This window comes from Bradyrhizobium sp. USDA3010, from assembly GCF_056429065.1.
Genome location: NZ_JBWJZD010000144.1, coordinates 1 through 423, shown reverse-complemented (window position 1 = coordinate 423; position 423 = coordinate 1). Strand labels below are relative to the sequence as shown.

General features: G+C 68.8%; 1 protein-coding gene. It reads right to left on the bottom strand.

Features of this window, described 5'->3' with window-relative positions; genetic code table 11:
• Positions 1-423, bottom strand: a 423-nt coding sequence (locus tag AC066Y_RS43330) for a VCBS domain-containing protein (protein WP_478279150.1), incomplete at both ends; no start/stop codon positions are given.

The following is a 423-nucleotide window of genomic DNA, read 5'->3' as shown; positions in this document are numbered from 1 at the left end:
GACCGCAACCGGCGCGTCGTCGGTGCCGTGGATGGTGATGGTCAGAGTCGTGCTGCTGGTGCCGCCCTGGCCGTCCGAAACCGTGTAGGTGAAGCTGTCGGTCAGCGTGCCGCCGACGTTGAGCGCCTGCACCGCGGGGTCGGCATCGTTGATGGCATAGTCATAGGTGCCGTTGGCATTGATCGTCACCGTGCCGTGGCTGCCGGCCAGCGGCGAACCAACCGTGCCGCCGGTCACCGCGCTCACGACGAGGTCGCTGTGCGGGTTGTCGACGTCGGTGTCGTTGGCGAGCACGTTGCCGGTCGCATGCGTGCCGGCGTTGGCGCTGCCGTCGGGATTGACGCCGGCCTCGGTGGCGTCGCCGGTATCGGCGACCGCAACCGGCGCGTCGTCGGTGCCGTGGATGGTGATGGTCAGAGTCGT